The sequence below is a fragment of the Streptomyces sp. NPDC003032 genome (assembly GCF_053591415.1).
On sequence record NZ_JBSFTT010000024.1, the window covers coordinates 84,494 to 102,733 of the forward strand.

14 protein-coding genes and 1 pseudogene are annotated in these 18,240 nt (G+C 72.3%); 6 read left to right on the forward strand and 9 right to left on the reverse strand.

The window, feature by feature from the left end; all coding sequences use genetic code 11:
* The first annotated feature begins 71 nt into the window (after positions 1-71).
* The gene (locus ACWDZ7_RS29265; RefSeq protein WP_451801065.1) at positions 72-863 is read left to right on the forward strand and encodes a maleylpyruvate isomerase family mycothiol-dependent enzyme; all 792 of its coding nucleotides are present in this window, start codon (positions 72-74) and stop codon (positions 861-863) included.
* A gap of 5 nt (positions 864-868) precedes the next feature.
* On the opposite strand, the gene ACWDZ7_RS29270 is transcribed toward ACWDZ7_RS29265, so the two are convergent.
* Together ACWDZ7_RS29270 and ACWDZ7_RS29275 are read right to left on the reverse strand one after the other, a co-directional pair.
* Positions 869-1,555 carry a response regulator gene (locus ACWDZ7_RS29270; RefSeq protein ID WP_451801066.1) on the reverse strand — a complete coding sequence of 229 codons (687 nt, stop codon included), beginning with the start codon at positions 1,553-1,555 and terminating at the stop codon, positions 869-871.
* A gap of 62 nt (positions 1,556-1,617) precedes the next feature.
* The gene (locus ACWDZ7_RS29275) at positions 1,618-2,859 is read right to left on the reverse strand and encodes a sensor histidine kinase (RefSeq protein ID WP_451801068.1); all 1,242 of its coding nucleotides are present in this window, start codon (positions 2,857-2,859) and stop codon (positions 1,618-1,620) included.
* Between the two features lie 142 nt (positions 2,860-3,001).
* On the opposite strand from ACWDZ7_RS29275, the gene ACWDZ7_RS29280 reads away from it, so the two are divergent.
* The gene (locus tag ACWDZ7_RS29280; protein ID WP_451801069.1) at positions 3,002-4,129 is read left to right on the forward strand and encodes a glycosyltransferase family 4 protein; all 1,128 of its coding nucleotides are present in this window, start codon (positions 3,002-3,004) and stop codon (positions 4,127-4,129) included.
* On the opposite strand, the gene ACWDZ7_RS29285 is transcribed toward ACWDZ7_RS29280, so the two are convergent.
* The 6 genes and pseudogenes from ACWDZ7_RS29285 to ACWDZ7_RS29310 all read right to left on the reverse strand — a co-directional run bounded on the left by ACWDZ7_RS29285 (position 4,096) and on the right by ACWDZ7_RS29310 (position 10,333).
* Positions 4,096-5,286, reverse strand: a complete 1,191-nt coding sequence (locus tag ACWDZ7_RS29285; RefSeq protein ID WP_451801070.1) for an LOG family protein — start codon at positions 5,284-5,286, stop codon at positions 4,096-4,098. The genes ACWDZ7_RS29280 and ACWDZ7_RS29285 overlap by 34 nt on opposite strands.
* A 38-nt stretch (positions 5,287-5,324) precedes the next feature.
* Positions 5,325-5,729: a VOC family protein gene (locus ACWDZ7_RS29290; protein ID WP_451801072.1), complete on the reverse strand. Its 405-nt coding sequence runs from the start codon at positions 5,727-5,729 to the stop codon at positions 5,325-5,327.
* A 152-nt stretch (positions 5,730-5,881) separates the two neighbouring features.
* The gene (locus ACWDZ7_RS29295) at positions 5,882-7,063 is read right to left on the reverse strand and encodes a hypothetical protein (RefSeq protein WP_451801073.1); all 1,182 of its coding nucleotides are present in this window, start codon (positions 7,061-7,063) and stop codon (positions 5,882-5,884) included.
* Positions 7,064-7,473: 410 nt separating this feature from the next.
* Positions 7,474-8,229, reverse strand: a pseudogene (locus ACWDZ7_RS29300) (ABC transporter ATP-binding protein); the annotation flags it as partial.
* A 194-nt stretch (positions 8,230-8,423) separates the two neighbouring features.
* A complete protein-coding gene (locus tag ACWDZ7_RS29305; RefSeq protein ID WP_451801074.1) occupies positions 8,424-9,803 on the reverse strand; it encodes an aspartate aminotransferase family protein in 1,380 nt (459 codons plus the stop codon).
* The gene (locus ACWDZ7_RS29310; RefSeq protein ID WP_451515823.1) at positions 9,788-10,333 is read right to left on the reverse strand and encodes an Lrp/AsnC family transcriptional regulator; all 546 of its coding nucleotides are present in this window, start codon (positions 10,331-10,333) and stop codon (positions 9,788-9,790) included. The genes ACWDZ7_RS29305 and ACWDZ7_RS29310 overlap by 16 nt, the downstream gene beginning before the upstream one ends.
* A gap of 162 nt (positions 10,334-10,495) precedes the next feature.
* Here ACWDZ7_RS29310 and ACWDZ7_RS29315 point away from each other — a divergent pair, with 162 nt between their 5' ends.
* The 4 genes from ACWDZ7_RS29315 to ACWDZ7_RS29330 all read left to right on the forward strand — a co-directional run bounded on the left by ACWDZ7_RS29315 (position 10,496) and on the right by ACWDZ7_RS29330 (position 17,272).
* Complete coding sequence (locus ACWDZ7_RS29315) at positions 10,496-11,935, forward strand: gamma-aminobutyraldehyde dehydrogenase (protein ID WP_451801075.1); 1,440 nt, start codon at positions 10,496-10,498, stop codon at positions 11,933-11,935.
* Between the two features lie 175 nt (positions 11,936-12,110).
* Positions 12,111-14,711 carry an MXAN_6230/SCO0854 family RING domain-containing protein gene (locus ACWDZ7_RS29320; RefSeq protein ID WP_451801077.1) on the forward strand — a complete coding sequence of 867 codons (2,601 nt, stop codon included), beginning with the start codon at positions 12,111-12,113 and terminating at the stop codon, positions 14,709-14,711.
* 139 nt (positions 14,712-14,850) lie between these two features.
* Positions 14,851-16,014 (forward strand): polyamine ABC transporter substrate-binding protein, encoded by a 1,164-nt coding sequence (locus ACWDZ7_RS29325; protein ID WP_451801079.1) that lies wholly within the window; start codon positions 14,851-14,853, stop codon positions 16,012-16,014.
* Positions 16,015-16,486: 472 nt separating this feature from the next.
* Positions 16,487-17,272, forward strand: a complete 786-nt coding sequence (locus ACWDZ7_RS29330) for a GAF and ANTAR domain-containing protein (protein ID WP_451801080.1) — start codon at positions 16,487-16,489, stop codon at positions 17,270-17,272.
* A 4-nt stretch (positions 17,273-17,276) separates the two neighbouring features.
* Here the strand turns inward: ACWDZ7_RS29330 and ACWDZ7_RS29335 are convergent, their stop codons facing one another.
* Positions 17,277-18,191 (reverse strand): helix-turn-helix domain-containing protein, encoded by a 915-nt coding sequence (locus tag ACWDZ7_RS29335; protein WP_451801082.1) that lies wholly within the window; start codon positions 18,189-18,191, stop codon positions 17,277-17,279.
* Positions 18,192-18,240 lie beyond the last annotated feature (49 nt).

The window sequence follows — 18,240 nt, forward strand, 5'->3', positions numbered from 1 at the left end:
GCGAGTCCTGGGCGTGGCCCGCGCCGGAAACACAGGTGCCAACGACCCGTAAATCATTCTAGTGTTCGATCATGACGACACTGGGCCACGACCGCTACTGCGCCGAAGTCACCACGCAGATCGACCTCCTGAGAGCCACGCTGAACGGAGCGGACCTCTCCGTCACCGTGCCGACCTGCCCCGACTGGACGCTGTCGCAGCTCGCCCGGCACATGGGCGGGGCGGTGCGCTGGAGCGAACACCTTGTCGCGACGCGCGCCGAGCGGAACGTCCCGGACGAGGACGTTCCGGACGCCGGGGGACCCGAGGGCGACGACCCGGCCGCCCTCGACGACTGGCTGGCCCGGACCGCGGCGCTCGGCGAGCGGACGTTCCGCGCCGCGGGCGCCGACGCCAAGGTGTGGGCGTGGGCCGACGACCACACCGCCGGGTTCTGGGCGAGGCGCATGACCCATGAGCTGGCGATCCACCGCGCGGACGCGGCCATCGCCGCCGGTGTCGCGTACGAGGTCGCGCCGGATGTCGCCGCCGACGCGATCGACGAATGGCTGGACCTCGTACGGTTCGCGCAGGTCACCGACCCCGAGGACGGCGCGTCGGAGCTCAAGGGCGCCGGGCGCTCCATCCATCTGCACGCGACCGACGCCCCGCCCGGACTGAACGCCGAGTGGCTCATCGAGTTCGGCGACGACGGCTTCACCTGGCGGCGCGGGCACGCCAAGGCGACGGTCGCGCTGCGCGGCCCGCTCACCGAGGTGCTGCTCGCCTTCTACCGGCGGCGGCCGCTGGACGGCGGGAGCGTCGAGGTTCTGGGCGAGCGGGAGCTGCTCGACTTCTGGCTGGAGCGGGCCACGTTCGGATGACGGCCTCAGGTCTGGGCCGAGCACCCGTGAGCCGAGGCGGCCCTCACCAGACCCAGTTCGTACGCGAGGATCACCGCCTGCGCCCGGTCGCGCAGCCCCATCTTCGTGAAGAGGCGGTTGATGTGCGTCTTCACGGTGTGGTCGCTGATGGTGAGGCGGTGGGCGATCTCCGCGTTCGACAGTCCCTGCGCGATGAGGACGAGCACCTCGGCCTCCCGGGCCGTCAGCCCGTCGATGCCGCCCGCGGGGGCCGGGGGCGCGGCGGCCCGCTGGCGCGTGAACTCCGCGACGAGGCGCTTGGTGATCTCGGGTGACAGCAGCGCGTTGCCGGCCGCCACGACCCGCACCGCGTGCAGGAGTTCGGGGAACGTGGCGTCCTTGAGCAGGAACCCGGAGGCTCCGGCGGCCAGCGCCTCGTACACGTACTCGTCGAGTCCGAACGTCGTCAGCATCAGCGCCTTCGTCGCGCCGCCGGACGCGGCGAGGATCTCGCGGGCCGCGTCGATGCCGTTCTTGTGCGGCATACGGATGTCGAGGAGGACAAGGTCGGGGCGGTGCTCGGCGGCCAGGCGGACGGCCTGGACGCCGTCCTCGGCCTCGGCGACCACCTGGATGTCGTCCTGGGTGTTCAGGAGGTTCACGAATCCGGTGCGGACGACGGCCTGGTCGTCGGCCACGAGGGTTCTGATCACGCTGCGTCCGCCCCTTTCAGGGGTGCCAAGAGCCGTTGTCACCAAAGGGGTCACCGAAGGGGTCACCAAGGGAGTTCCGCCTCCACGCAGAAGCCGCCGTCCCGGCCCGCGCCCGCGCCCGCGGTGAGGCTGCCGCCGACCAGGGCCGCGCGCTCGCGCATGCCGGTCAGGCCGTGGCCGCTCGCGCCGCCCCCGCCGGAGGCGGCAGGTGGCGGGCCGGGGCCGTCGTCGGTGACGCGCAGCGTCAGACGGTCGTGGCGGTAGCCCAGTTCGACGATCGCGCGGGCGCCGGGGGCGTGCTTGCGCGCGTTCGTCAGGGACTCCTGGACGATGCGGTACGCCGACAGCTCCCACACCGCGGCCAGCGGCACCCGCTCCCCGGTGATCCGCAGCTCCGCCCTGCCGCCCACCGCGCGGTGCTGGTCGAGGAGTCCGTCGAGGTGGGCGAGGGTGGGCTGCGGGGTGGTCGCGGCGGCCTCGCCGGGGAGCGGGGTGCGCAGGACGCCGAGGAGGCGGCGCAGTTCGGCCATGGAGGCGCGGGCGGTCCCCGCGATCTGCTGGAAGCCGTCGCGGGCCTGCGGGGTCAGGCCCGGTGTCGTGTACGTCGCGCTCTCCGCCTGCACCGCGATCATCGACACCGAGTGCGAGACGATGTCGTGCAGCTCACGGGCGATCGCCGCACGCTCGGCCTCGGCCGCCTGCCTGCGCTCCATGGCGATCAACTGGTCCTGCGCCAGGGCCCGTTCGCGCCGCGTCTCCTCGCGGGCCCGCACCGCGTCGCCCATGCTGACGGCGCCGAGAATCACCGCGCACAGACCGAACCCCTCGGCGAAGAGGCCGAGGGAGCCCGCGTTGCCGAGCGCGGGCACATCGGGCAGGCGGTCGTCGCGGGCCCAGCTCAGGATGTGCCAGAGGTTCGCGGCGACGGCGCCGAGCGCGCCGCCCGCCACGAGCAGCGCCGGGTGCAGCACGCGATGCCGGCCCAGGACGTAGCAGCCCACGAGACCGCTGATCATCACGGCGATGGACAGCGACGTGTCGGCGCCGAAGCTCAGCAGCCCGGCGGCGACGGTCACCAGGGCGACCGGCGGGAAGGCGCGGCGCCACATCAGGGAGGCCGTGGAGACGAGGATCGCGGTCGTGTTGGTGACGGAGCCGGAGAATTCCACGAGTTCGGCGGCCGCGCCCGCGGTCAGGACCGCGCCCGTGAGCCATGGGTAGGCGGGGGAGGCCGTCAGCGCGCGCACACGTCCGAGGAGACGTCTGCGCAGGCGGGCCGGCCGCCCCGGGATGGTCGTGCTCATGCCGCTGATTCTTCCGGCCCGGACGGGGCGGACGCGTCGGCGCCCAGGTGGAGACCTGAGCCGGATGTCATGCCACGGGTTGACCCGCGGGTCCGGAGCCTCGTGCGACGCGCCCGGCACCGCGCGTTCCTAGCGTCGGAGCATGCCTCGCACCCTTGTCGTCACCAATGACTTCCCGCCCCGCCAGGGCGGCATCGAGACCTTCGTGGACACCCTCGTCCGGCGCTTCCCGCCCGGCTCGGCCGTCGTGTACACCTCGGCGGAGCCGGGCGACGTGACGTACGACCGGACCTTCCCCCACCTCGTCGTACGCGACCGGGCCCGCACCCTGCTGCCGACGCGCCGCACGGGCGAGCGGGCGGTCGCCCTCGCCCGGCGGTACGGCTGCGACAGCGTTTGGTTCGGGGCCGCGGCGCCGCTCGGGCTGCTCGCCGGGCGGCTGCGGCGGGAGGCGGCGGTGCGCAGGGTCGTCGCCACGACGCACGGCCACGAGGTGTGGTGGGCCCGCACCCCGGGCGCGCGGGCGCTGCTGCGCAGGATCGGGGCGGGCGCCGACTGCGTCACGTACCTCGGGCCGAGCACCCGCGAGCCCATCCGCTGGGCCATGGACCCCGGAGTGCGGCTCGCGCGCCTGGTGCCCGGCGTCGACGCCGAGGCGTTCGCGCCGGGCCTGGACGGCCGCCCGGTGCGGGAGCGGTACGGGCTCACCGACGGCAGGCCGGTCGTCCTGTGCGCCGCGCGCCTGGTCCCGCGCAAGGGCCAGGACACCCTGATCCAGGCCTGGCCGATGGTGCGCAGGGCGGTCACCGACGCCACGCTGCTGCTGGTCGGCGCGGGGCCGTACGAGGCGCGCCTGCGTCAACTCGCCGAGGACCGGGGCGTCCTGGACGGCGTCGTCTTCGCGGGCGGTCACCCGCACCCCGAGATGCCCCTCTTCTACGCCGCCGCCGACGCCTTCGCCATGCCGTGCCGCACGCGCAGGGGCGGCCTGGAGGTGGAGGGGCTCGGCATCGTCTTCCTGGAGGCGGCCGCGGCCGGGCTGCCGGTCGTGGTGGGCGACTCCGGGGGCGCGCCGGACGCCGTACGGGACGGCGAGAGCGGCTATGTCGTCGACGGCCGTTCGCCCGCGGCCGTCGCCGACCGCCTCGTACGACTGCTGCGCGATCGCGAGCAGGCCCGCTCCATGGGGGAGAAGGGACGGGCGTGGGTGCGTCAGGAGTGGGACTGGGGGCGGTCCTACGAGGTGCTGGCGGGGCTGTTGGAGACGTGACGCACGCCCGACAGGACGGAGTCGAGCGCGGCCGGGGCGTCCTCCACCCGGTCCACCAGCGCGATCCGCGACTCCATGGACCTGTCGCGGGCCAGCGACCGGAGCAGGGGCCAGACCGGGAGGTGTTCCGTCCAGTGGGCGCGGTCGACCAGGACCATGGGGGTGGGCTCGCCGCGCGACTCGTAGTAGTTGGGGGTGGCGTTGTCGAAGACCTCCTGGACCGTGCCCGCGGCTCCCGGCAGGAAGACGACGCCCGCGTTCGAGCGGGCCAGCAGGCCGTCCTCGCGGGTGGCGTTGGCGAAGTACTTGGCCAGGTGCGAGGCGAAGGCGTTCGGCGGCTCGTGGCCGTAGAACCAGGTGGGGATGCCGACCGACGCGCCGCCGTCCGGCCAGCGCTCGCGGACCGCGAAGGCCGCCCGCGCCCACTCGGTGACGGACGGCGTGAACGACGGGGCCTTGGCGAGGAGTTCGAGGGCCTCGTCCAGCATGCCGTCGGCGCGGACGGCGGCGTACGCGCCGAGGTTCGCCGCCTCCATCGCGCCCGGACCGCCGCCCGTCGCGACGGTGAACCCGGCGCGGGCCAGCGAGCGGCCGAGCCGTGCCGCTCCCGCGTACGCCTCCGTGCCGCGCGCCATCGCGTGGCCGCCCATGACGCCTACCACCCGTGCCCCGGCGAGCAGCTCGTCCAGGGCGTCGGAGATGGAGTCGTCGTGTATGGCACGCAGCATCGACGAGAAGACGTCGCCGTCGGCCTTCGTCCGCTGGAACCAGTCGTACGCGTGGGCGTCGGGCGTCGCGTCGTACCCGCCGTCGGCGAGGCCGGCGAACAGGTCGTCGGGGGTGTAGAGCAGCCCCCGGTAGGGGTTGAACGGCAGCCCCGGCACGGGCGGGAAGACCAGTGCGCCCGAGGCCCGCACCTTCGCGGCCGCGTCCTCGCGCATCGGGCAGCCGAGGAAGACGGCGCCCGCGACATGGGCGGTCAGGAGCGCGGAGGTGCGCTCGGTCAGATCGACGGCCTGGACGCGGCATCCGGCGAGCGCGTCGCGTCCCAGGGCCTCGTCGAACTCGGCGAGGGATTCGATCTCACGGTCCTCGCCGGTCGGTCGCGGGGCGGATGCGGTTTCGGGCTCGGGTCCGGGCTCGGGAGTCGGCTGCATCCGCCCATGCTAAGCAGCACCGCCGGAGGCGGGCTCACTCAGCCCTGGACCTCCGAGGGGTCCATCCACATGAACTCCCAGGTGTGGCCGTCCAGGTCGTCGAAGGCGCGGCCGTACATCGTGCCGTAGTCCTGGACCTTGCCCGCCGTGCCGCCGGCGGCGATCGCCTTGTCGACGATCTCGTCGACCTTCTCGCGGCTCTCGGCGCTCAGACACAGCAGCGTCTCGCTGGTCTTCGTGGAGTCCGCGATCTCCTTCTCCGTGAAGTCCGCGTAGCGCTGCTTGCCCAGCATCATCGCGATGATGGTGTCGCTGATGACCACGCAGGCGCAGTCGTCCGTGGTGAACTGCGGGTTGATGGTGTAGCCGAGGTCCGTGAAGAACTTCTTCGTGGCGTCGACGTCGTTCACGGCGAGGTTCACGAAGATCATCTGCTGGTACATGAGCGGGTCTCCCAGGGGGTGCGTGTGCGGTACGCGTCCGCCGTACGTATCTGCCGTACGTGTCTGCTGTGTACGCAGGGTTAGACGCGTGCCCGGCACCGAACTCATCGGTCGCCGCCCAGTTTTTCGCACGAAATTTTCGACCAGATTTCTCAACGCCCCAGCGGCAGTGCCGCCAGCTCCGCGACGGCCCAGGTCAGCGGGGTGAAGACGGCGGTCAGCGTCGCCACCCGCAGCGCCACCGAGCCGCGCAGCAGAGTCACGGGCGCCCCGAGCCGCAGCAGCGCCGCGGTCATGTCCGCGCGGGACTGCCTGGCCTCGACGGCCGCCGTGGCCAGGGTCAGCACGGCACAGCCCGCGACGAGCAGCACGCCGAGGGCGGTGAGCGGGCCGACGCCGGGGCGCGGGCCCGCGTACAGGACCACGGAGGCGTACGTGCCCGACACCACCGCGCACAGCACGCCGAGCGGCCGCCCGATGCGCCGGGCCTCCGCCTGAAGGACGCGCCCGGCGAGCAGCCGCACCGCGCCGGGCCGCGCGGCCTGGAGGAACCGGCCGCAGAAATGGGTGAGGCCGGGACCGGCGAGCGTGAGGCCGAGCGCGGTCAGCGCCCATCCGGCGAGGACGCCCGCGGGGTTGTCGGTGGCGCCGCCTCCCGGCATGCGGAAGCCGGCCCGCAGCCCCTGGCCGACACCGCTCGCGTACGTCTCCACGGCGAGGCCCGCCGCGATCAGCGCGAAGCCCCACGGCAGGCCGCTGGGCGGGGCGGCCGGGGAGTCGTCCGGCTTGTCGGCATCGTCCTCGGCGCCGGTCGCCGCCCCGGCCTTGGCGGACCGCGGCCGCAGCGCGACGGCGCTCGCGACCGAGGCGACGAGCGGGACCACGGTGAGCAGCGTCAGCGCGGCGGCGAGCGGCAGGGGCCGATGGGCGGCGAGCAGTGCGGCGGCGGCTCCGTCGAAGGGCACGCCCGGCAGGCCGCCGCGCAGATGCAGGAAGAAGAGCAGCGCCAGCAGGGAGCCGAGGGTGCAGGCCACGGCCGTGGAGACCGCGGCGAGCACCATCAGACGGCCGGGGCCGAGCCCCACCGCGGCGAGCCCGGCGCGCGGCCGGGTCCCCGGGTCGGTGCGGGCCACGGCGACGGCGAAGTACACGGTCGCGGTGATCGGCACGGCACACCAGGCCAGGCGCAGCACGGATGCGGCTCCCGGCTGCCGCATCGCGTACGCGAGGGTGCACAGCAGCAGGAATCCCGTACCGGCGGACGCGGCGGCGACGAGCAGCCGCCGCACCTGGACGAGCGGATGGGCCCCGCGGGCTAGACGGAGAGCGAGCACGCGGCCCGACCTTCCGTGTCGGAGGCGGCGGGGGCGGCGCCGGCTGTGGCGGTGGGGACTGTACCGGCAGCGGCGGCTGGGGCTCCTGGCTTCGTCGGCGCTGCCGGCGCTGCTGACGGGGCGGGTGAGGCGTCTGTGGAGGCGGCCGTCGAGGAGTCCGAAGCGCCTGAGCCATCTGCGGGCTCCGAGGCCTCTGAGGTGTCGATGTCGTTCTCGGTATCGGTGGTGGTGGCATCGGTGGCCGAGACCTCCGAGGGCCGAGCTTCCGAGACCTGTGCTGCCGGTGCGGGAGCTTCTGGGGTCTGCGCCTCCGCCGCCCGGGTCGCCGAAGCACGTGCCGCCAGAGCCCGCGCCGCCAGAGCCCGCCTGGCCTTGAACGCCTTCGCGGTCCGTGAAGCGCCGTCCGTCTCGGCCGTACCGTCCGTCCCGGGCGTCTCGGCGGTACCGCCCGTCTCCTGAGGAGCCTCATTCGCCCCCGGCAGATGCACCGTATGCACCCGCCGCCCGTCGAGCAGCGAGACCGTGCGGTCGGCGAGGGTGGTGAGTTCCGTGTCATGGGTGGCCAGGACCACCGTGATGCCGTGGGAGCGGGCCGCGGTCGTCAGCGTCCGTAGGACGTGCGCGCGGTCGGCGCGGTGCAGGGGCGCTGTCGGCTCGTCGGCGAAGATCACGGCCGGTGTGGTGACCAGCGCGCGGGCGACGGCGACGCGCTGGCGCTCCGCCTGGAGGAGCGCGTGCGGGCGCTTGCGGGCGCAGGCGCCGACGTCGAGGCGCTCCAGCCACTCCTCGGCGGCGGGCTTGGCGACGCGGTGCGAGGTGCCGCGCAGCATCAGCGGCAGGGCGACGTTCTCCCAGACGGTCAGCTCGGGCACGAGATGCGGCTCGGGGTCGATCCACCCGAAGCGGTCGCGGCGCAGGCGTTCACGCGCCAGAAGGCGCATGGTGTGGACGGGGGTGCTGTCGAACCACACCTCGCCCTGCTGGGGGAGCAACTGGCCGGACAGACACCGCAGAAGAGTCGTTTTGCCGCTGGCGCGTGGGCCGCTGACGGCGAGGATCTCGCCCTCGCGGACACCGAGCGAGACGCCGGTGAGGGCGGGGGAGCCGTTGTGTGTGACATGCAGTGCGCGTGCCCGCAGCACGTCGTTGTCAGGCGGGGCCACCATGGCGTACACCTCGGTTCAGATCAGTTTGCCTCCCCCGTACGGGGGAACGAAGGCGGGGCCGATCGGTCACTTGGCACGCTAAGGATTCGGGTGGACTTGCCTGGAAAGGACGCGGCCCGGGGGCACCCGTTCTCACTCGAACGGACGCTCCCGGGCCGGTGCTGATCAGACAATCACGCGCGGACGGCGGCCGGTCAGAGCTTCGTCCAGGCCTCCGTGAGGACCTGCCGCAGGATGCCCTCGATCTCGTCGAACGTCTCCTGCGTGGAGATCAGCGGCGGGGCGAGCTGGACGACCGGGTCGCCGCGGTCGTCGGCACGGCAGTACAGGCCGTTCTCGTAGAGCGCCTTGGAGAGGAAGCCGTACAGGACGCGCTCGGTCTCCTCGTCGTTGAAGGTCTCCTTGGTGGCCTTGTCCTTCACCAGCTCGATGCCGTAGAAGAAGCCGTTGCCGCGGACGTCGCCGACGATCGGCAGGTCGTGCAGCTTGCGCAGGGTCTGGTAGAACGCGTCCTCGTTGTCGAGGACGTGCTGGTTCAGACCCTCCTTCTCGAAGATGTCGAGGTTGGCGATGCCCACCGCGGCCGACACGGGGTGGCCGCCGAAGGTGTAGCCGTGCAGGAAGGTGTTGTCACCCTTGTAGAACGGCTCGGCGATCTTGTCCGAGATGATGCACGCGCCGATCGGGGAGTAGCCCGAGGTCATGCCCTTGGCGCAGGTGATCATGTCCGGGACGTAGCCGAACTTGTCGCAGGCGAACATCGTGCCGAGGCGGCCGAAGGCGCAGATGACCTCGTCGGAGACCAGCAGGACGTCGTACTTGTCGCAGATCTCGCGCACCCGCTGGAAGTACCCGGGCGGGGGCGGGAAGCAGCCGCCCGCGTTCTGCACCGGCTCCAGGAAGACGGCCGCGACCGTCTCCGGGCCCTCGAAGAGGATCTCCTGCTCGATCTGGTCGGCAGCCCAGCGGCCGAAGGCCACCGGGTCGTCGGCGTGGATCGAGGCGCGGTAGATGTTGGTGTTCGGCACCTTGTGCGCGCCCGGGACGAGCGGCTCGAAGGGGGCCTTGAGGGCCGGCAGACCGGTGATGGACAGGGCGCCCTGCGGGGTGCCGTGGTAGGCGACCGCGCGGGATATGACCTTGTACTTCGTGTAGTTGCCGGTGAGCTTGTGGTACTGCTTCGCCAGCTTCCACGCGGTCTCGACGGCCTCGCCGCCACCGGTGGTGAAGAAGACCTTGTTGAGGTCGCCCGGCGCGTAGTCGGCGAGGCGCTCCGCCAGCTCGACTGCCTTGGGGTGGGCGTAGCTCCACACCGGGAAGAAGGCGAGCTCCTTCGCCTGCTTGTACGCGGTCTCGGCGAGCTCGTGACGGCCGTGGCCGGCGTTGACGACGAAGAGGCCGGAGAGGCCGTCCAGGTACTTCTTGCCCTTGTCGTCGTAGATGTAGGTGCCCTCGCCACGCACGATGGTGGGCACGGGTGCGTTCTCGTAGTCCGACATGCGGGTGAAGTGCATCCACAGGTGGTCGTACGCGGTCTGGCTGAGGTCCTGGCTCACGGCTATCGGGTTCCCCACATATAGGTCTGCTTCTTGAGCTTGAGGTAGACGAAGCTCTCGGTGGAGCGCACGCCGGGGAGGGCGCGGATGCGCTTGTTGATGACTTCCAGGAGGTGGTCGTCGTCCTCGCAGACGATCTCCGCCAGGAGGTCGTACGAGCCCGCGGTCATCACCACGTACTCGGCTTCCGGCATGGCGGTCAGCGCGTCCGCGACGGGGTCGAGGTCGCCCTCGACCGTGATGCCCACCATCGCCTGCCTGCGGAAGCCCACGGTGAGCGGGTCCGTGACGGCGACGATCTGCATCACGCCCTGGTCGAGCAGCTTCTGGACGCGCTGGCGCACGGCCGCCTCCGACAGGCCCACGGCCTTGCCGATGGCGGCGTACGGACGGCGTCCGTCCTCCTGGAGCTGCTCGATGATCGCCAGGGAGACGGCGTCCACCGGAGGGGAGCCGTTCCCATTGCCGCTGCCGCCCGGATTTCCGGTACGGGAGCCGCGGGGGCTGCTGGGGTCTGCGCTGCGACTGGCCACGACCTCACTCTGCACGACGTCTCGTCACTTCCGCAAGACCAGACCGATGAAATTCGTTGTCTGCGGCTTCAATCTTCACGGATTCCGCAGTTCTGGGCCGCTGGGTATGTTGAAAGCGTCGGTATAGCGACTAGGGTGGGTGTCTCATCCACTGGACATCTGACTGGAGGGCCGGAAGTGAGCACCGAGCTGCGCCGTCTGCGCAACTACATCAACGGAGAATTCCGGGACGCGGCCGACGGACGGACCACCGAGGTGATCAATCCGGCGACCGGCGAGGCGTACGCCACCGCGCCGCTGTCGGGTCAGGCCGACGTCGACGCCGCGATGAAGGCCGCCGCCGCCGCGTTCCCCGCCTGGCGCGACCAGACGCCCGCGGAGCGGCAGAAGGCCCTGCTGAAGATCGCCGACGCGTTCGAGGAGCGGGCCGAGGAACTGATCGCCGCCGAGGTCGAGAACACGGGCAAGCCGATCGGACTCACGCGGTCCGAGGAGATCCCGCCCATGGTCGACCAGATCCGCTTCTTCGCGGGCGCGGCCCGGATGCTGGAGGGGCGTGCCGCGGGCGAGTACATGGAGGGTCTGACCTCCATCGTCCGCCGCGAGCCGATCGGCGTCTGCGCGCAGGTCGCGCCGTGGAACTACCCCATGATGATGGGCGTATGGAAGTTCGCCCCGGCGCTCGCGGCCGGTAACACGGTCGTCCTGAAGCCGTCCGACACCACGCCCGCGTCGACCGTCCTGATGGCCGAGATCATCGGCTCCATCGTGCCGCCCGGCGTCTTCAACGTCATCACCGGCGACCGCGACACCGGCCGCGCCATGGTCGAGCACCCCATCCCCGCGATGGCCTCCATCACCGGCTCCGTGCGCGCCGGCATGCAGGTCGCCGAGTCCGCCGCCAAGGACCTCAAGCGGGTCCACCTGGAGCTCGGCGGCAAGGCTCCCGTCGTGGTCTTCGAGGACACCGACATCGCCAAGGCCGTCGAGGACATCTCGATGGCGGGCTTCTTCAACGCGGGCCAGGACTGTACGGCCGCCACGCGCGTGCTCGTCCACGAGTCCATCCACGACGACTTCGTGACGGCGCTCGCCAAGGCCGCCGCCGACACGAAGACCGGGCAGCCGGACGACGAGGACGTGCTCTACGGCCCGCTCAACAACGCCAACCAGCTCGCGCAGGTCTCCGGCTTCATCGACCGGCTGCCCGCGCACGCCAAGGTCGAGGCGGGCGGGCAGCGGGTCGGCGAGAAGGGCTACTTCTACGCGCCGACCGTCGTCTCGGGTCTCAAGCAGGACGACGAGATCGTCCAGAAGGAGGTCTTCGGCCCGGTCATCACCGTGCAGCCCTTCACGGACGAGGCGCAGGCCGTCGAGTACGCGAACGGCGTGGAGTACGCGCTGGCGTCCTCGGTGTGGACCAAGGACCACGCGCGGGCGATGCGGATGTCCAAGGTCCTCGACTTCGGCTGCGTCTGGATCAACACGCACATTCCCCTCGTGGCCGAGATGCCGCACGGAGGCTTCAAGAAGTCCGGGTACGGCAAGGACCTCTCGGGTTACGGCTTCGACGACTACACGCGCATCAAGCACGTGATGACGTCCATCGAGGGCTGAACCCCGCCCCGGCCGACCCGCGCCTAATTCAGGTGCCGGGCCCGCCCGCCCCCGCGTACCGTTGCGTACGCGGGGGCGGCTCCGCGGTGTGCTTCCTTCTCCCTTCTTATGCGAAAAGATCCGTAGCGCACCCACTCCCCGCTCCCGCCTTTCCGCTTCACGGGGGTGTGGCCTGATGACGACGACCGACGACCTCGCCGGACTGCTGCTGCGCCGCCGGCAGAGCGTGTACGTGCCTTCCGGTGCCGGACGGTCCGCCGGGACCGATGCCGCGGTCGTCGTACTCGAAGCCGAACTCGCCGACCTGGGGCACCTGCTGACCGCCCCGCTGCGCCGCGCGTTGACCGCGCTGTCCGTCGAGGACCTCACCGCGACCGGGCGCAAGCTGCTCGCCGACGTCGACGCCCTGATGGGCTCCGACCGCCACCACGCCCCGCTGTTCCAGCGGTTCCCCGACGAGATCCCGTACCAGCACGCGTACGACCACTACACCTCCACCGTCGTCGCCCACCTCGCCGCCCAGCCGCACCAGCCCTGCATGAACTGCGCGGGCACCAAGGCGCCGGTCCGCGCGCTCGCGCCCTGCGCGCACCTGCTGTGCGACGACTGCCACCGCAAGGAGAAGGACTGGGGCTGCTGCGACGACTGCTGCGTCTGGTACGCCTGCCAGATCTGCGAGAACCGCTACGAGACGGACGGGCCCACCAACCCGTGGATCGACACCGGCGCGGGCCTCGGCGGCGACGGCGGCCCCGTCCTGCGCGCCCTGCGCCTCGCCGCGCCCGGCGACGCCGCCGCCGAACTCGCCGCCCTGCTCGCCCGCCGTACGCCCCTGAGCCCCCAGGACCACGACGACCTGGTCCTGCTCCTCGGGCGCGCCGACCCGGCCGACGCCGCCCGCTGGCTGCCCGGGGCCGCCATTCCGCTGCGCGAGAGCAAGGCGCTCGCCCTGGCGCCGCTCCTCGACCTCCCCGACGTGCGCCCGCTCGTCGGGCGGTACGCGGACACCGCCACGGATGTCCTGCGGATCCTCGTCGTACGGTCCGGGGGCGATCCCGACCTGCTCGAACTGCCGCGCCTGCGCGGTCTTACGCGTCCCGTACGCCGTGAACTCCTCGCCCTGCTCGACCAGCTGGACTTCCGGAGCCTCGTCGAGGACATGGCCCGCCATCCGCGCGCCTGGAAGCGGGTCGGTGAGATCCTGCACCCCTTCGAGGCCGCCCACCGGCACGCGCGCGTGGCGCTCGCCTTCGCGGTCCTGCGCGGGACACGCCTCGGCGACCGCGCCCTCGACGAGCTGCTGCTCACCGAGGCCGCGCGGCACGACAGCGTCCGGCTCGCGGGCGACCGGCTGCGCGTCGTCACCTGGCAGAGCCGCGTCGAGGAGGCCCTCGGCCGCTGGGACGTCACGGCCGCGGCAGGGCTGCTGAGCGACCGTCCCGGTGAACTCCTGCGCCGACTGGACCTGTTGCTGGCCCGCTCCGGCGCGCAGACCCTCCCGGAGCCGGTCGGCGAGGCGCTCGCGGACGCCCTGCCGCGCACCGCACCCGGCCCGCTGCTCGGCGCGTACGGGCAGCTCAAGGTCCGTACCGCCCCGTCGCACCGCCGCGTCTTCTTCCCGCGCGGGCGCGTCACCAAGGCGTTCGCCGTCGAGGACCACCGGCCGCCGCTGCCCTCCCGCGTCGCGGGCCGCGCCGGTGAGCTGATCGAGGCGGAGGCCGTGCGGCGCCTCGCCGCGCGCGAGGGGGAGCGGTACGACGTGGCCGTCGTCGACGCCTCCCTCGCCGACCTGCCCGTGCCGTTCGCCGAGCGCGCGTCGGCGGCCTCCCTGGTCGCCGTGCCGCGCGGCAGCTCGCTGCCCATGCCCGCGGACAGCGAGACCGTGCGGCTCTTCCTGCACTGGACGCAGCCCAAGGGCACGCGCGTCGACCTCGACCTGTCCGTGGCGCTCTACGACGACCTGTGGCGCTTCGTCGGCCTGTGCGACTACACGCAGCTGGAGTACGCGGGCGGCGCCGCCCGGCACTCCGGGGACCTGACCTCGGCGCCCGCCCCGCACGGCGCCACCGAGTACCTGGACCTCGACCTGCCGCGGCTCGCGCACGCCGGGGTGCGGTTCGTCGTGCCCGCGGTGCTCGCGTACAACGACGTGCCCTTCGACGAACTTCCCGACGCCTTCGCGGGGTTCATGGCGGTCGAGGGCAAGGCACGCGCCGTCTACGACCCGCGGACCGTACGGCAGCGCTTCGACCTCGCGGGCGACGCGAAGCTGCGCGTCCCGATGATCGTCGACCTGCGGACCCGGCGCGCCTGGTGGGCCGACGTCACCCTCGCCACGGCGGGGACCGGCCACGACGTATGGCGCTACCGCCGGCAGATCCGGCGCATGGGCAACGACCTGCTCGACACCTTCCAGCCGTGCGGCCGCGCCACCCTGTGGGAGCTGGCCTGCTGGACGGCCGCGGCCCGCACCGACGGCGACGTGTATGTGCGCGGACGCGGGCACGCCCTGTGGGGCTACCGCCGCGCGGCGGACGAACCGCGCGCCGACTTCGCGCTGCGCATCCGCGACGGCTGGGAGCCGGACTCCCTCCGCGCCGAGCCCGACCTCACGGGCCGCCGCGCTCTTCTCGCCCTGCTGCACGGCGAGTTGGCGGCCGCGGGCGACGCCGCGTCCGGCACGGTGTACCGCCTCTACCCCGGCCCGGTCGACGCCGCGCCGCTGGAGCGGATCACGGCGGGGGACCTGGCGGCGTGGCTGGAGCCCGCCGGGTGAGCCCGCCGGGTGAGCGGGACGGGGGCGCGACGATCGACAGGGTGTCGGGTCAGGCCCGCCGCGCTCGACGCAGCGTCCATTGCCCGGCGGGGACGCGCGGGCGCATGCTGCCGGGGTGCGAGCGAACCCCATAGCCTCCGTGTCCCGCCGGTCCCTGCTGTGTGCCCTCGGTGGGGGCGCGGCCGCCACCGCGCTCGCGGGGTGCGGTGTGCCCGCCGCGTACATCGCGCCGGACGAGCGTTCCGCCGGTGACCGCTCGGCGAAGGACATGCGGCTGACCTTCGCCAACTGGCCGCTCTACATCGACACCGACGACGAGGACAAGACGAAGCGCCCCTCGCTGGACGCCTTCGAGAAGCGGACCGGGATCGACGTCCGCTACACGGAGGAGATCAACGACAACGACGAGTTCTTCGGCAAGATCAGCCCGTCCCTGATGAACCACCAGGAGACCGGCCGCGACCTCATCGTCATCAGCGACTGGATGTGCGCCCGCTTCGTGCGGCTCGGCTGGGTGCAGGAGATGGACCGCTCGCGTCAGCCCAACGTCACCAAGTACCTGGACCCGCTGCTGCGTTCGCCGCACTTCGACCCCGGGCGGAAGTCCACCGTGCCCTGGCAGTCGGGCATCACCGGCATCGCGTACAACAAGCGGAAGCTCGGCCGCGAGATCAAGCACGTCTCCGACCTGTGGGCCGACGACCTCAAGGGCCGGGTCACGCTGCTCTCCGGCCTCGACGAGGCGTTCGCGCTGCTCCTCCAGGGCGACGGCGTCGACATCACCGAGTGGAAGGCGGACGACTTCCACCGCATGTGCGACAAGGTCGAGAAGCTGGTGAACAGCCACCACATCCGCCGCTTCACCGGCAACGACTACATCAAGGACCTCTCCAGCGGCGACGTGCTGGCCTGCCAGGCCTACAGCGGCGACGTCATCCAGCTCCAGGCGGACGACCCGGACATCGAGTTCGTCGTCCCCGAGGAGGGCGCCGAGCTGTGGGCCGAGTCCCTGATGGTCCCCAACCTCGCCCGCCACAAGCGCAACGCCGAGCGGCTCATCGACTACTACTACGACCCCGAGGTGGCCGCGGAGCTCGCCGCCTGGGTCAACTACGTCTGCCCCGTCCCGGCGGCCCGCGACGTCCTCGCCTCCTCCAAGGACAAGGAACTCGCCGCGCTCGCCGAGGACCCGCTGATCTTCCCGGACGACGCGATGCGCAAGCGGCTCGCCATCGCGCGGGACATCACGTCGAAGGAGCGCACGGAGTTCGCGAAGCGGTGGAACGCGTTGGCGGGGCTGTAGGGGCTGTAGGAGAAGTGGGGCGGCCGCCGCCGGAGGCGGAGGTGCCGGCGTCGGCGGCGGCCGGGAGCGCGAGAAGGCCGGGGCTCCCCTTCGCGGCCTCGCGCGCTCGTCGTCCCCACACCGGCCCCGGGATGCGCGGGAGTGCAACCCGGTTGGGGCGGGCGGGTGGGGACGGAGGGCTGGAACCGCCCGGTGTCGGCGCTGCGCGGTTCCGGCCAGGTCCGGGCTCATCGGGCCAGGGGTACCTCGCACACGTACGCGTGCATCGGCAGGTCACGGCGGGTCGGCATGGTCATGGTCTGCTCCCGGGCAGTGTGGAACCGGGGCTCAGCCGCTGCCTGACCGCACCTCGTCTCGAAAGTAGCCGATCGCTGTCGCCGGGTGAAGCCCTGTCCGGGAATCCGGCCGGTCATGCCGGTCTCCCTTGTGGGTACGCGATCCGGGACACCGTCATCGTCGTGGGGACCCCACCATGACCGCCGAAGGACCACCGGACCCGTCCGGCATCGGAGAGCAGGCCCTGGCCCAACTCCAGGCGCTGCTCCTGGACTCCGACCGCCTCGACGACTTCCTCCAGGACCTCGTCCGGCTCACCACGCAGCTGCTGCCGATGCGGCTGTCCTGCTCCATCACCCTCAACCCGGAGGACCGTCTGCGCACCGCCGCCGCCAGCGACGACATGGTCCACCGCTTCGACCAGGACCAGTACGACCTCGGCGAAGGCCCGTGCCTGGCCACCCTCCACAGCGGCGAGGCCCACGCGATCACCGACATGCGCACCGAGGAACGCTTCGGCTCCTTTCCCGCCCGCGCGCAGGCACACGGCATCCTCAGCCTGCTCGCGCTGCCGCTGACCCCGCCCGGCCTGGGCACCAGCGGAGTCCTCAACCTGTACGCCTCCGAGAAGGACGCCTTTCCCCCGGCGGTCCGCGACCAGGCGGCGGTCTTCGCCAGCTACGCGGCAGGCGCCCTGGGCGTCGCCCAGAAGATCGCGAACCAGACGCGGTTCAGCACCGACCTGCAGGCCGCGCTGGTCTCCCGCACCGTCATCGACCAGGCCCTTGGCATCATCATGGGCCAGCAGCGGTGCACCGCCGAACGGGCCTTCCAGATCCTCGGCCGCGCCTCCCAGAACCGCAACATGAAGCTCCGCGACGTCGCCGCCGGCCTCATCACCCAGGTCAGCGGCGCACCACCGGCCAAGTCCCCGCTGCGCCCACGGACGCCGCCGTCGGCCCCGGGCGCGGGGGAGCGGTAGGCGCTCAGGCCTGTTCCGCCCGGAACCCCGCCGGTGTCACTCCGGTGCGCTGCTGGAAGAACTTCGAGAAGTTCGCCGAGTCCGCGAAGCCGACGGCCACTCCGATGCGGCCCGCCGGCAGGTCGGTGTGGGCGAGGAGCCGCTTCGCCTCCAGGATCACGCGGCGGTCGATGAAGTCCTTCGGGGTCTGGCCGGTGGCGGCGCGTACGGCGCGGACGAGGGTGCGGCGCGAGTAGCCGAGCTCGTCGGCGTACGCGCTGACGCTGTGGTTGGTCGTGAAGCCCCGCTCCACCGCGGTGCGGAACCGGGAGAACGTCGTGTCGGGCAGCGGTCTGCACTCGTCCGCCGCCGCCTGCGCCGACACGTGCGCCACCCGCAGCATGAAGGCCGTCAGGGAGTGCCGGAGGACCGACGTGTGCAGGCTCAGCGGCAGCGTCGCCGTGTCCAGGTACTCGCGCTGGAGCTGGCCCAAGGAGGCCTCCAGCGCGGCCAGTTGGGGCTCTTCGGGGTGCAGGAGCGGCGGCCTGTCGTAGCGGTACAGGCCCGTCGCCTCCACGATCGCGCGCGGCAGGAAGCCGGGCTGCATCGTGAGCGCCGTGCCGACGTAGCTGTCGGTCGCCGAGAAGCCGTGCACCTGGCCGGGCCGGATCCACAGGACGTCGCCGGCCCCCGCCTCGTACTCCGTGAAGTCGACCATGTGGCGGACCGGGCCCTCGCGGAAGAAGAGCAGGACGTGGAAGTCGATGCGGTGCACGCGCCGCGAGAGGCCGACGCCGCCCGCCCAGGGGCCGTCCGTGCCCATCGGGCCGACCTGCATCCCGACCCCGGAGACGCTCGCGCTCGGGTCGAAGGGGTAGGTACGGATGTGCTCCGCGGCTCCCAGATGCGCGCTCGGATGTGCGCTGTCCCGCTCCGTCATGCGTGTTCCCCGCGTCTCCGTCGGTCAGGGCCGTCTCCGCTCCCCGCGT